At 40.8% G+C, this 14,049-nt stretch carries 15 protein-coding genes; all 15 read right to left on the reverse strand.

Translation table 11 applies throughout. The features are described 5' to 3' along the window. Positions 1 to 9: 9 nt before the first annotated feature. Positions 10 to 2,040 (reverse strand): chemotaxis protein CheW, encoded by a 2,031-nt coding sequence (locus ACZYRN_RS09120; protein WP_488911237.1) that lies wholly within the window; start codon positions 2,038 to 2,040, stop codon positions 10 to 12. A 6-nt stretch (positions 2,041 to 2,046) separates the two neighbouring features. Next, positions 2,047 to 3,138: a protein-glutamate methylesterase/protein-glutamine glutaminase gene (locus tag ACZYRN_RS09125; RefSeq protein WP_488911238.1), complete on the reverse strand. Its 1,092-nt coding sequence runs from the start codon at positions 3,136 to 3,138 to the stop codon at positions 2,047 to 2,049. Further along, positions 3,135 to 4,025, reverse strand: coding sequence for a MinD/ParA family protein (locus ACZYRN_RS09130; RefSeq protein WP_488911239.1), 891 nt, complete (start codon positions 4,023 to 4,025; stop codon positions 3,135 to 3,137). Before ACZYRN_RS09130 ends, ACZYRN_RS09125 begins: the two co-directional genes overlap by 4 nt. Further along, on the reverse strand, positions 4,018 to 5,136 hold the full coding sequence (gene flhF / locus ACZYRN_RS09135) for a flagellar biosynthesis GTPase FlhF (RefSeq protein WP_488911240.1): 1,119 nt from the start codon (positions 5,134 to 5,136) through the stop codon (positions 4,018 to 4,020). The genes ACZYRN_RS09130 and flhF overlap by 8 nt, the downstream gene beginning before the upstream one ends. Next, entirely contained in the window at positions 5,133 to 7,172 is a 2,040-nt protein-coding gene (flhA, locus tag ACZYRN_RS09140; protein WP_488911242.1) for a flagellar biosynthesis protein FlhA, read from the reverse strand. Before flhA ends, flhF begins: the two co-directional genes overlap by 4 nt. Positions 7,173 to 7,193: 21 nt before the next feature. Then, complete coding sequence (gene flhB, locus ACZYRN_RS09145; RefSeq protein WP_488911243.1) at positions 7,194 to 8,273, reverse strand: flagellar biosynthesis protein FlhB; 1,080 nt, start codon at positions 8,271 to 8,273, stop codon at positions 7,194 to 7,196. Positions 8,274 to 8,277: 4 nt separating this feature from the next. After that, a complete protein-coding gene (gene fliR / locus ACZYRN_RS09150; RefSeq protein ID WP_488911245.1) occupies positions 8,278 to 9,054 on the reverse strand; it encodes a flagellar biosynthetic protein FliR in 777 nt (258 codons plus the stop codon). Between the two features lie 6 nt (positions 9,055 to 9,060). Next, complete coding sequence (gene fliQ / locus ACZYRN_RS09155) at positions 9,061 to 9,330, reverse strand: flagellar biosynthesis protein FliQ (RefSeq protein WP_488911246.1); 270 nt, start codon at positions 9,328 to 9,330, stop codon at positions 9,061 to 9,063. A 12-nt stretch (positions 9,331 to 9,342) separates the two neighbouring features. Next, positions 9,343 to 10,008, reverse strand: a complete 666-nt coding sequence (gene fliP / locus ACZYRN_RS09160) for a flagellar type III secretion system pore protein FliP (RefSeq protein ID WP_488911247.1) — start codon at positions 10,006 to 10,008, stop codon at positions 9,343 to 9,345. Further along, entirely contained in the window at positions 10,001 to 10,678 is a 678-nt protein-coding gene (locus ACZYRN_RS09165; RefSeq protein ID WP_488911248.1) for a flagellar biosynthetic protein FliO, read from the reverse strand. Before ACZYRN_RS09165 ends, fliP begins: the two co-directional genes overlap by 8 nt. A 12-nt stretch (positions 10,679 to 10,690) precedes the next feature. Further along, positions 10,691 to 11,056 carry a response regulator gene (locus ACZYRN_RS09170; protein ID WP_018392359.1) on the reverse strand — a complete coding sequence of 122 codons (366 nt, stop codon included), beginning with the start codon at positions 11,054 to 11,056 and terminating at the stop codon, positions 10,691 to 10,693. A gap of 23 nt (positions 11,057 to 11,079) precedes the next feature. Then, positions 11,080 to 12,249, reverse strand: a complete 1,170-nt coding sequence (gene fliY, locus ACZYRN_RS09175) for a flagellar motor switch phosphatase FliY (RefSeq protein WP_488911249.1) — start codon at positions 12,247 to 12,249, stop codon at positions 11,080 to 11,082. Further along, entirely contained in the window at positions 12,236 to 13,240 is a 1,005-nt protein-coding gene (gene fliM / locus ACZYRN_RS09180) for a flagellar motor switch protein FliM (protein ID WP_488911250.1), read from the reverse strand. The genes fliY and fliM overlap by 14 nt, the downstream gene beginning before the upstream one ends. 130 nt (positions 13,241 to 13,370) lie before the next feature. After that, positions 13,371 to 13,820, reverse strand: coding sequence for a flagellar basal body-associated protein FliL (gene fliL, locus ACZYRN_RS09185; RefSeq protein ID WP_488911251.1), 450 nt, complete (start codon positions 13,818 to 13,820; stop codon positions 13,371 to 13,373). Next, positions 13,810 to 14,031 carry a flagellar FlbD family protein gene (locus ACZYRN_RS09190; protein ID WP_488911740.1) on the reverse strand — a complete coding sequence of 74 codons (222 nt, stop codon included), beginning with the start codon at positions 14,029 to 14,031 and terminating at the stop codon, positions 13,810 to 13,812. The genes fliL and ACZYRN_RS09190 overlap by 11 nt, the downstream gene beginning before the upstream one ends. Between the last annotated feature and the right edge of the window lie 18 nt (positions 14,032 to 14,049).

The following is a 14,049-nucleotide window of genomic DNA, read 5'->3' on the forward strand; positions in this document are numbered from 1 at the left end:
AACCTCCTCTTATTTGATAAGCGCATTGCAGTCTACAATAAGCGCCACTTGTCCGTCCCCTAAAATCGTTGCTCCTGAAATGGCAAACACATTTGTTAAATAATTGCCAAGAGATTTCAAAACGACTTCTTTCTGACCGATAAAGGAGTCAACGACAAGGCCAGCCATTTTTTCACCTTTCCTAACAATAACGATCGAATAGAATCGGTCATCATCATCTTGATGTGGTATAGAAAAAATATTTTCAAGAAAAAGAAGTGGAACGACTTTGCCACGGAAATCAATCACTTGCTGGTTATGGGCATTTAACACTTCATCCTTCTTGACAATAGCCGTTTCAATAATAGATGAAAGCGGAATCGCATATTTTTCTTTCTCTACTTCTACAAGCATGACGGAAATGATTGATAGTGTTAATGGGAGTTGAATCGAGAATATGGATCCTGATCCTTCAACCGAATCAATTGTAATCGAGCCTCCGAGCGATTCAATCGTCGTTTTGACAACATCAAGACCTACACCGCGTCCTGATAAATCAGAGACAACCTCTGCTGTTGAAAAGCCAGATGCCAGTATAAGTTCATAAATTTGGCGATCGCTTAGTGTCAGCGCCTGTTCGTCTGTAACAATTCCTTTATCCAATGCTTTTCTCAACACTTTATCTTTATGAATCCCTGCTCCATCATCTTCAATTTCAATAAAGACATGATTGCCACTATGGTATGCTTTTAATTTCACTGTGCCTTCAGCTGGTTTCCCTTTTGCAATACGGTCTGCCGGCATCTCAATACCGTGATCCATTGCATTACGGATTAAATGAATAAGCGGATCACCAATTTCGTCAATTACCGTCCGATCAAGTTCAGTTTCCGCTCCGATAATTTCAAGGTTTACTTGCTTGTTTAAGTCCCTCGTTAACTGGCGAACCATTTTCGGGAACCGGTTGAAGACTGTTTCAACTGGTACCATGCGCATATTCAAAATAATTGTTTGCAAATCACCTGAAATGCGTGACATGTGTTCAACCGTTTCATTTAATTCAGAATGATTCAGTTCAGTAGAGATCGACTCAAGGCGGCCGCGATCAATGACAAGCTCTTCAAATAAATTCATTAAAATATCGAGACGCTCAATGTTAACACGGATCGTTTTATTCGTTACAGCATGCTTGGCTTCTTTAATATTGTTCATTTCTTTTACAGCTGGCTTTACTTCTTTGTTTTTGTGCATTTGTTTCGACTGCTCTTGCACAAGCGTACCAGCTTCTTGTTGAGCTTCATTCATCATCAAATTTGCCACTTCCGTGACCGTTACTTGATCAACTTCTGATACTTTTTTTACTTTTTCTTCAATATCTTCTGACGGTTCTTTCGTAATAAGAGCAACGGTGAAATATTCATCAAACTTTTCTTCTTCTAATTGCTCCGTAGGAGGAACAGACTTAATCACCTCGCCACATTTTTCAAGCACTTCAAATACCATAAACACGCGAGCTGCTTTTAAAACGCAATCACTGCGTAAAAAGACCGCAACTTCATAACATGTAAAACCCTGTTCTTTTGACTGTTCAATTACAGTACGTTCAAATTCATCGTATTGAACATCTGTTTTTAATGATAAGGAGGGCTCTTCTTCTTTTAGTTCAGACAGTATAACTGTTTCACCTTGTTCAATTTCTAACAGTTTCCTAACGATTTCAGTTACATCCCGCTTCCCATCACCGCCGGACGAAATATCGTTTACCATCGCTTCAAGGTCATCTACAGAAGAAAAGACAACATCCATAATTTCTAATGTAACGGTAATTTTATGATTGCGTATCGCATCGAGCACATTTTCCATTTTATGTGTCAAGTCTGCAAGATCTTCATATCCCATTGTGGCAGACATCCCTTTTAACGTGTGGGCAGATCGAAAGACCTCATTGACAATAGCAAGATTCGCCGGATCCTTTTCCAGTTCTAATAAGTTCTCATTCATTGCTTGTAAATGTTCTTTGCTTTCATCAATAAAAATTTCCAAATACTGATTCGTATCCACCCGTCTTCACCTCTTATCATTTACATACTTAACAATCGTTACGGCAATTTCATCGACCGGCACTATTTCGTCAATGAGATGAGTCGCAATCGCTGCTTTGGGCATTCCATATACGACACATGTTTCTTTCGATTCTGCAATAGCTTTCACTACGCTTGTTTCTTTTAGTTTAATCAAACCGTCTGCACCGTCTGCACCCATCCCTGTCATAATCACTGTCACTTTTTCAACACCTTGGATGGCTGAGGCAGAGCGGAACGTTACATTAGCAGCTGGACGGTGTCCACCTTCCGGGTCCGTTTGGTCAAGTGCTATAGCGATAAAAGCAGCATTTTTCCTAAACGTTAAATGATAGCCTCCTGGTGCAATATAAACCGTCCCTTTTTGTAAAATTTCGCCGTCTTCTGCTTCTTTTACACGCATTGCCGACAAGGAGTCAAGCCGATCCGCGAGCGACTTTGTAAAACCTGGCGGCATGTGCTGTACAATCACAACAGGGGCTAAAAGTGTTGCAGGCAGCTTAGTTATAACATGCTGCAGAGCCCGCGGGCCGCCTGTTGATGTAGCAATGAGCACAATTTTATCCACTTTTTCATATGAAGAAGGCCGTACCTTACCTTCTCTCCATCCTGAATTAGTCGAAATAAACGATTCGTTGACGACTGATTTTGCTGCTAAAGCAGGCTTCATACTAATATTTGCTTTTGCTGCAGCTAGCACTTTTTCAATTAATATACCTTTGATTATGTGAAGGTCCAATGAGATCGTCCCAGATGGTTTAGCAATAAAATCGACAGCACCTATTTCCATTGCTTTTAACGTTATATCCGTTCCTTCCTTTGTTGCACTCGACAGCATAACTACTGGACAGGGTTGTTTGTCCATGATCAGTTTTAGAACTTCCAGCCCGCCCATTTCCGGCATCTCAATATCGAGCGTAATGACATCTGGTTTTAACTCTATTGCTTTTTTAACGGCATCATGTCCATTTCGTGCAAATGCAATCACTTCAAGATCTGGATGCTCGGATAAAAATTCAGAAATCAGCTTTCTCATAAATGCTGAGTCGTCCACCACAAGAATTTTTTTTGATTTCATCGGCTGTCCCTTCTTTCTGTAAAAAAACGCCGCAATTTATCGATGAAACCTTTTCGTTGATTTTCTTCATTTTCAGGCAAACCGGCATACTTTTTTACAATGTGATCAAACGCTTTTGAAACACGCGCTTCCGGATACAAAATCATAAAAGGCTGTCCGGCTGCGACTGATTTCCGAACAACGTTGTCTTCTGGAAGTGAACCAAGGATGGTTGGACTGACATATAAAAATTTCTCCATCGTCTGCTTAAGACGATCCGCTGTTTTCCGTCCCTCTTCTGCAGTGTCAGCCCGATTGCATATCAAATAAAAATCTTTTTCTTGATCACGTAAATAAATAAATTTCATCATAGAATAAGCATCTGTTATCGCTGTTGGCTCTGGTATCGTAACTGTTAACACTTCTTCGGCAGCATGCAAAATATTTAAACTTTCTTTTGATGCACCGGCCCCCATATCAAACAATAAATAATCATAGTCATCAACAAGTTCTTCAAGAGCATGAATCCATTTGTCCATATAAGAAGCATCCCACTCAAATAGTTGAGCTGCTGCTGAACCCCCATGAATAAAAGAAACCCCTTCCGGTCCAGGCTTGACTAAACTCACAAGCGATTCCCCTTTTTTGAAAAAATCAGCAATAGAATGGCCAGGATCTTCACCAATTAAATGGTATATATTACCCATTCCAATGTCCATATCAAACAATAAAACTTTTTTGCCTAATTGGGCAAGACCTACAGCAAAGTTTACAGAAATGTTTGTTTTCCCAACACCGCCTTTTCCGCTGACAATGGCTACTGTTTTTGCACGGCTTTTTTTCAATTTATTGATTTCAGCCGCTTTTTGCCTCACTTTTTTTCTCAGTGTTTCCGCTTGATCATTCATCGCATGTACTCTCAAATAATGATTGAATAATAGATTTAATCGTTGTTTTCTCAATATCCTCTGGTACATTTTGACCATTTGTGATGTACGTTGTACCTACTTTGTAAGTATACATCAAATTCACAATTGTGCCTTTAGTTTTTGTTTCGTCTACTTTCGTAAAAATAAAACCATCGAATTGAACTAGTTTGAAATTATCAATGACTTCTTCTAAATCCGCCTGTTTTGATGCGGCACTTAAAACAAGATAGGAAAGGGACTCTCCCTTTTTCCTCAACATTAAATCCTGTAAATCATCTACATATTTTTTCTCTCGGTAATTGCGGCCGGCTGTATCAATAAATATGACTTGATAATTTGTAAAAGAATGAAATGCTTCTTCCATATCACTTCTTAAATAAGCTACTTTAAATGGAATATTTAGAAGACCTGCATATGTTTTCAGTTGCTCAATAGCTGCAATCCGGTATGTGTCCGTTGTAACAAATGCCACTTTTCTTTCTTCATCAAGTACTTTTTGCGAGGCAAGTTTAGCAATTGTCGTCGTTTTGCCGACACCCGTCGGGCCAAGTAGATATATGTATGTTGCTGCGTCTTCGTTTACTGTACGGCAAGTTGACAAACACTTCGTCAGAAATTCTATCGCCCACTCCTGTACTTTCACACTTGTTGTCTCACTTCGTTCTTCTTTCCACTTTATCAAAAGATGTTCCGCTGTCCTTTGGCACAGCTCATCAGATAATCCTTGCCTGTTTAATTGTTTCAACACTGGCTGCAAGGCATCCGGATATAAAAAATTAGGCTGGTTTAATTCTTTTAACTGTTGGATCATTTGCTTCATTTCCAGCATTTCTTTATTTAAATTGGCAGGCAGCGGTGAAGGCTGTTGAATGGATGGCGGAGCAGACTTCACATCTATTGTTTTTTCCACTGTTCCTATATATGGATCTATTGCTGCAACCACTTTAATATTTTTCTTTTTAAACAACCCAAAAACACCGCCTGTGTACACCGTTTTTGATTGTAAAATAACCGCCTGTGGGCCAAGGTCAGCTCGCACTTTTTTCATGACTTCCGGCATAGATGCCGCCATATATTTTTTCATTTTCATTCAATTGTCACCACCCCTGTGCTTTGGACTTCTACACTCGGTTCAAGTTCATTGTAAGACAAAACAGGTATTTGGGGAAAATACCGCTCAAGCAGCTGCCGCACATACATGCGCACTGCCGGGGAACAAAGAATAACTGGTGACTGCTGCATAAATGAAGCCTGCTCTACTTGCTGGGCTGTCGCTTCTAAAATACGCTGTGAGTCATTCGGATCAATGGATAAATAATTACCATGTTCTGTCTGCTGTACACCATCTGCAATTAATTTTTCAATTCGACCTGATAAAGTAATCACATTTAGCGATCCCGTATCATCTGAAAACTGCACGGTGATTTGACGAGCAAGAGCCTGGCGTACGTATTCCGTTAATAAATCCATATCTGATGTCATTTTGCCAAAGTCAGCGAGTGTTTCAAAAATAATTGGCAAATTGCGGATTGATAAATTTTCTTTTAATAATTTTGCCAGCACTTTTTGTACTTCACCGACTGATAGCGGATTCGGTGTAACTTCGTCGACTAAAATGGGATAAGATTCTTTCAGATGATCGATTAGTTGCTGCGTTTCTTGACGACCGAGCAATTCGTGTGCGTGTTTTTTGATCATTTCTGTTAGATGGGTTGATACAACACTTGGAGGGTCTACAACGGTATAACCCAAAATTTCCGCCTGTTCTTTTGCATCTTCTGTAATCCATTTTGCTGGAAGACCAAAAGATGGCTCAATTGTCTCAATTCCTTCAACCATATCGTCTTCCTCGCCAGGGCTCATTGCCAAATAATGGTCAAGAAGCAATTCTCCTCCTGCTACTTCACTTCCCTTTATTTTCATCCGATATTCATTTGGCTGCAACTGAATGTTATCACGAATGCGAACGACGGGAATAACGAGACCAAGTTCAAGCGCCAGCTGTCTTCGGATCATGACGATACGATCAAGCAGGTCGCCGCCTTGGTTCGTATCTGCAAGTGGAATAAGTCCGTAACCAAATTCAAATTCAATTGGATCGACTGTCAATAAATTCACGACTGACTCTGGACTTTTCAACTCATCTGTTTCAATCTCTTCTTCTGAAGGCACTGGATCGTCCAGTGCTTTATTTGGTAATCGGGAAGAATTCATATAGCCGAGTAGCGCAAGGCCTGCCGCTATTGGGATCGTTAAAATATCGTTAATCGGCGTGGCAATCCCTAGTAAGAAGATCGTCCCCCCCGCAATATAGAGCATTGACGGATAACGAAGAAGTTGGATGTTTATATCTCCACTAAGATTGCCCGTCGATGCAGCACGTGTCACAACAATAGCAGTGGCGGTTGAAATAAGGAGTGCAGGGATTTGTGACACAATACCGTCGCCAACTGTTAATAAGGAATAACGTGCCGCGGATTCCCCGAAAGACAAATCTTGCTGCATGATACCGATTACTATGCCAACAATCAAGTTAATAATAACCATGATAATCCCAGCAATCGCGTCCCCTTTAACAAACTTCGTTGCACCGTCCATTGCTCCGTAAAAATCAGCTTCACCGCTCACTTTTTCACGCCGTTCCCGCGCCTGAACTTCTGAGATCATACCGGCATTTAAATCCGCATCAATACTCATCTGCTTACCAGGCATCGCATCGAGTGTAAACCGGGCCGCCACTTCAGATACACGTTCAGCGCCCTTCGTAATAACGATAAACTGAATAATAACGAGAATGAAAAAGACAACCATCCCAACGATAATATTTCCTCCGACTACGAATGTGCCGAATGTCTCGACAACGCCCCCTGCTTCTCCATGACTTAAAATGGAACGCGTTGTCGACACATTCAGACCAAGCCGAAATAATGTCAACAGCAAAAGAAGCGAAGGAAACACAGAAAATTCAAGCGCTTCTTTCATATTCATCGAGATGAGCAAAACGAGCAGCGCAAGAGAGATATTGATAATAATAAGTATACTTAATAGCCACGTAGGCAACGGCACGATAAGCATGGCAACGATTAAAATAACTGCGAATAAAACAGAGAGGTCTCTCGCTTTCATTTTTTTCTCTCCCAACAAAAATTACACTTTATTTTTAAGGCGGTAAACGTACGCAAAAATTTCCGCGATCGCTTTAAAAAATTCTTCCGGCACCGCATCCCCAATTTCCGTTTGATCATGCAAGGCTCTGGCCAATGGCCTATTTTCAACCATTGCAATGTCATTTTCTTTCGCTATTAGTTTGATTTTTTGCGCAATGAAATCTTGCCCTTTGGCAACGACATACGGCGCATCAAGTTTTGCATCATCATATTTTAACGCAATCGCATAATGGGTTGGATTTGTGATGACAACATCTGCATCCGGCACTTCCTGCATCATACGGCGCATAGCCATTTCACGCTGCGTCTGGCGAATGCGTGATTTAATGAGTGGATCTCCTTCTGTGTTTTTATGCTCATCTTTAATATCCTGCTTGGACATTCGCAAACTTTTTTCAAAATCAAACTTTTGATAAAAATAATCCAGTATGCCGAGTACAAGCAATGCTGCTGCAGCAACAAGTCCCATCTGTACAGTCAAGGTTCCTACAAGAGGAAGGGTATCTTCAATCGGCTGCAGTGCCAGTTTTAGTACATCTTCTTTATTGTTCCACAGAATAATAAAAGCCGCAGTTCCTACAAAACCAATTTTCAATATCGATTTTAGTAGTTCTACAATAGCTCGCATAGAAAAAATACGTTTAAACCCTTTAATTGGATCCAATTTTTCAAGTTTTGGTTTAATCGGCTCACCGGTTACAAGCCAGCCGATCTGCGCATAGTTAGCCACTACTCCCGCTAGAACCGCTGCGCCCATAAAAGGCCCTATTATCCATGCACACTGCTCTATCAGTTCAAACGCAATTATTTTTAAATTCGCTTCAGTCACAGGCATAAGCATATAGTATTCAATCGAATGCTGAAACATCTGATAAATATCCCGGCCCATCGATGCCGCGAATGCCGACAAAAAGCCGAATAATACGAGCAGACTGACCGCTGTATTTACATCCTGGCTTTTGGTTACCTGCCCTTTTTTACGAGAGTCCTGCTTCTTCTTTGGTGTCGCTTTTTCCGTTTTTTCTCCCGCGAAAAATTGCAGATTTAATTTCAACAGCATCGTCCTATCCGCCTCCAAAAATCGTCATTAAATCACGCATTGTATGCAGCATCATTCCGAACAAATCGCGTACTAATGTAAAAATAACACCGAGGACAATAAAGACAACGATAAAAGCAACACCAATTTTAAGCGGAAATCCCACAACAAAAATATTAAGCTGCGGAACGGTCCGGGCAACGATACCAAGCATAACATCGGTTAAAAACAACACCGCAACAACAGGCATCGACATTTGAAACGCTATGATAAAGACAGCATTAAATGTTCTCGCCATATAATAAGCGGCTTCTCCATTTCCGAAGGGCAAGTACAATTGATCCATCGGAATAAATTCATAACTATAAAAAATTCCGTCCAATATAAGATGATGGCCATTAAGCGCCAGCAGCATGAGCAGCGAAAACATGTATAAATATTGTCCCATTAGCGGGCTCTGTGCTCCGGTCTGCGGATCAATAACATTAGCGATGGCAAACCCCATCTGAAAATCGATAAATCCACCGGCAATTTGAATGGCAGACAGAACGATAAAAGCAGCTAGTCCTATTAATAAGCCAGTCATTGCTTCTTTTAAAATGAGCAATATGTATTCGCCATTTATTTCAAGCGGGCTGACATCTATGGAATAATACATCGTCCATGAAAGCATAAATGCAAAAGCAATCCGGTGTTGTGCCGGAATCGTACGATAGGAAAAGAGCGGCATCGTCACAAAAAACGCTGACACCCGCACGAGGATAAGTAGAAATACGGAAAGGTTAGGAATTAATTCATCCATCCGCCATTACCCAACAAACCTCGTTAAATTTGTGAAAATCTCCATTGTATACGACACTATGCGTGATAACATCCATGGTCCAAAAAAAATCATTCCAATAAGAACAGCCACAATTTTCGGAACAAATGCCAGCGTCTGCTCTTGGATTTGCGTCGTTGCTTGAAAAATGCTAACTGCAAGACCGATCCCGAGCGCAAGCAACAGGAGTGGTGCACAAACGATAATTGTTGTATAAACCCCTTTTTCAGCGAGGGAAAGAACCATCTCTGTATTCATCTCTTCACCTACCTAAAAGCTTTGCAGCAACGACTCAATGACGAGATACCAGCCGTCGATCAGTACGAATAATAAAATTTTAAACGGCAATGAAATCATTACTGGCGGCAGCATCATCATCCCCATTGACATAAGGACACTTGCAACAATCATATCAATGACGAGAAACGGGATGAACACCATAAAACCAATTTGAAAAGCCGTTTTAATTTCACTTAACGCAAATGCTGGTACAAGCGTTGTGAGCGGAATATCCTCAATTGATTCCGGCTGTTTTGCTTGCGTATAATTCAAAAATAATTCTAAATCCTTTTGCCGTGTATGAACGCTCATAAACTCCTTAAACGGACCGCTTGCTAATGTATACGCTTCTTCCAGGTTAATTTCTTCATTAAAAAGGGGCGTCAACGCTTCCTCATTTACTTCCTGCAAAACAGGCGACATAATAAAAAAGGTTAAAAAGAGCGCAAGACCGAGAAGTACTTGTGTCGGCGGCATTTGCTGCGTTCCTAACGCCGTTCTTACAAACGACAACACGATAATAATACGTGTAAAACATGTCATTAAAATTAAGATACTCGGTGCCACCGACAAAACAGTCAGCATTAATAGCAATTTAACAGATGTAGATACATTTTCAGGTGAGCTTGAATTAAAAAACTCCATGAATTCATTCATCTTTTTTCTGCTCCCTGTCTGCTAAATCTTGAATAGCTTGTCCGCGGCTTTTTTTCAGCTCAGCCATTTTCCGCTCTAATTCCTGTTTAAAATCAGAAGATCCAGTCGTCTGAGCCATTGGTTTCTTTCGTTTAACTTGTGACTTCATTCGATTAATAATATCAGATGGCTGTACCATCCTATCCAATTGCTCTTCATAATGGGTAAGCAGTTCTCTTCGTTCTTCTTCATCCTCAATTTCTTTTAATAAAGCAACATTTTCGCCAACACCTAGAATAAGCACACGCCCGCCCACTTTGACAACCTGCACGGACCGACTCCCTCCGAGCGCGGTACCGCCGAGATGACGAACAGTATGATTTTCTTGATACGAGCGACTTTTTTTATTAATAAACCGCATTAAAAAATAAAGAAGTGCTACAACCAAAACGAGCGCTGCAATCATGCGAAGAACGTCTAAAAACCCGATCCCAATCGGTTCACTTATGGTTTCTGATTCCGCTTCTGTTTCCCCGTTGTCTGATGGCTCTTCTTCTGTACACAATTCCGGGTTTTCAATACATTCTTTCACATTCGAATCAAATGGCTCTGCCGCAGCAATCAGGAGATTGCCAGAGAACAGAGCCATTGCAAATAAAAAGGGCATTATCCATTTTAAAAATACGTTCACGAGATCACACCTTTATGATGATAGCACTTTAGAAATGGCTTCAATCACACGGTCCGCCTGGAATGGCTTTACAATAAAGTCTTTTGCACCGGCCTGAATCGCATCAATGACCATCGCCTGCTGCCCCATTGCGGAGCACATAATTACTTTTGCTGCAGCATCTGCCGCTTTAATTTCCTTTAATGCAGCAATTCCATCTTTTTCAGGCATTGTAATATCCATCGTGACTAGATCAGGTTTTAATTCAACATATTTTTCTACGGCCTGTGCACCATTTTCTGCTTCACCAACTACTTCAAAACCATTCTTCGTCAGAATATCTTTAATCATCATGCGCATAAATGCAGCATCATCTACAACCAAAATTCGATTCGCCATCGTTCCTAACCCCCTGTAAAAAATTAATTTAAATTTTTCAACCGGTCTGCCGGGCTTACAATATTTGTAATCCGCACACCGAAATTCTCTTCAATTACAACAACTTCCCCTTTTGCCACTAACCGTTTGTTGACTAGCACGTCTACCGGTTCACCTGCTAGCTTGTCCAATTCAATAATCGAACCGGATGTCAATTCTAGTATGTCTTTGACAGAACGGTTTGTCCGGCCTAGTTCAACGGTTACTTGCAGCGGAATATCAAATAACATATTCAAATTGCGTGCTTCCTTTTCACCAAGCTGTGGTGTATCAAAGGAAGAGAAGACAGCTGTTTCCACATTAACCGGCTGCTGTCCAAAGGAAGAACCGCCAATATGACGCGGTTCTTCTGATTCCCTTACCGGCATTGATGGTGTCTGCTGAACAGGTTGTGCATCCGGCTGAGGTGTTGCTCTTGGAGCCTCTGGCTGCGGTGACGCATCCTGCTTTTCTTGTGGAGGATTCATCAGTTCCGTTACAAGCTGCTTTCCGAACTGCAGCGGAATGAGCTGCATAATATTCGAATCAATTAAATTTCCTACTGTTAAGCGAAAAGAGATTTTGACTAAAAGTTCCTGTTTTGGAATAGTATCGTTCCCTTCACCTTCATTCAAATTCAAAAGCGAAATAGATGGAGGTGAAATATCTATTTTTTTATTAAAAATGGTGGACATCGCTGTTGCCGCCGAACCCATCATTTGATTCATTGCTTCTTGAACTGCACTCAATTGTAGTTCGCCTAGCTCACCGGCCACATCTACCCCGCTCCCACCAAGCATTAAGTCGGCAATAATCGCGGCATCATCCTGATGAATGACAAGCAAATTCACACCAGTAAATCCTTGTGTATATTCAACTTCAATCGCGGCGTACGGATGAGGAAATTCATCTTTTAATCGACTTTCTTCTATAACTGTAACCGTCGGTGTTGTAATTTCCACTTTTTGGTTCAGCAATGTTGATAATGCTGTTGCTGAACTGCCGAATGAAATGTTGCCAATCTCACCAAGCGTATCTTGCTCAAAATGATCTAAGTATTCTTCTACATGGTCAGTCGGACTTGTTTCCGTCTGCATGGGATTATCTATTTCGTCGCTGCTTCCTTTTAACAACGCATCAATTTCGTCCTGAGACAGCATATCATTGCTCATCATCGTTGTCCCCTCCTTTCATATAATCAAGTACTTGCACAGCAACTTTTCGATTCGTTCGACCTGGCTGTGCTGTAAATTTAGGTACATTCCCCACTTTTATTGTAAGCGGGTCACCAACTAATGTATTTAATTCAATAATATCTCCTTCTGCTAATAAAAGAAATTCCTCAATCGTAATATCGGACTCCCCTAGTTCTGCAATAACCGGTAAATGAGCTTGTCGAATCCGCTTTTCTAAACTCTGAATATCTTCTGGGCTGTGTTCTTTACTATCCGGATTTTGCATCCAGTATTGAACAGAAAGCTTTGGGATAATTGGTTCGAGTACGACATGAGGGATACAGATATTAATCATACCCGTCGTTTCACCAATCGTCGTATTTAATGAAATAACTACAACGGTTTCGTTCGGCGACACCATTTGTAAAAACTGAGGGTTCACTTCAAAATCAGTTGCGATTGGATCAATTTCAACAACGTTTGCCCATGCTTCACGGTAGTTTTCAAACGCGTGATCAAACATATTTGACATAATTCTCGTTTCGATTTCAGTTAAATTCTCAATTTTATTTACGCTGACTCCGCGCCCTCCTAAGAGGCGATCAAGCATTGAATATGCAACATTCGGATTTACCTCCATTAAAATACGTCCTTCAAGCGGAGGCACCTCGAATACATTTAAAATGGTGCGATTAGGGATAGAACGAATAAACTCTTCATATGGAATTTGATCGGCAGATACAACCTCGACCTGGACGTATGTTCTAAGCTGTGCAGCAAAAAACGTTGTTAAAATACGGGCAAAGTTATCATGCATTCTCGTTAAACTTCGAATTTGATCTTTTGAAAAGCGGAGTGCACGTTTAAAATCATACACTTTCACTTTCCTTTCTTCTTCCTCTTTCTTTAATTCTTCTGCATCCATTTCCCCCGTTGAAAGAGCGGAAAGAAGCGCATCAATCTCATTCTGAGATAAGATCTCTCCTGACAAATATGTCACCTCCTGTTTATCGCAGACTAACGGGCAGTAAGACTCCCCACTTCAAGACATGGAGAAATCGAAAAAGAAGGAGTGAGGAAAAGCTGCCTGTAAAAGCCCGATTGGTTCGGGCCAGGCTGATTTATTGAATAATGTATGAGGTGATATAAACGGCTTCTACTTCTCCACCTTTCATAATACTATTCAACTCGCTTTTGAGCATCTCCGTTAATTTTTCTTTGCCTGCCTCACCTTTTAAATCTTCTGCCGTCATTTCCGATAGTTTTTTAATAATAATATTTTTCGCTTGAAAGTCACGCTTTTTCATTTCTTCCATTGCCTCTGCACTATCGGTCTGTATTTTAAATGATATACGAATAAAGTCATCTGACGCTAAATTTGTTGTCATCTCAGGTATATCAACCGAGGCCTCCAAAACCTCATCAATGCTTGGTCCTTCTTCAGCCGTGTTCTCTCCAGATACTTTCAAAATCATGACAACTGCTATCGTCCCAGCAAGCAAGATGACTGACATGACAATCATCATGATCATCACCAATTTATTTTTTGATTCTTTTTTTTCACTCTCCATCGTCTTCCTCCTCTGCCCTTACTTTTCCCAGAAGCGAAATACGTGTATAAAATGATTCAACGCTTGCCGTCACTTCTTCATGAGATTCACGCACAACATACTTTTTCCCATTTGTAAGTGTAATTGTCGTATCAGGAAAACTCTCAATCGTTTCTATATAAATAGCATTGAGCGAAAATGGCTTGCCGTTTAGTCTCGTCACAGTAATCATATATACCAAGGCTGAAAT

This window comes from Domibacillus sp. F004 (assembly GCF_057814295.1).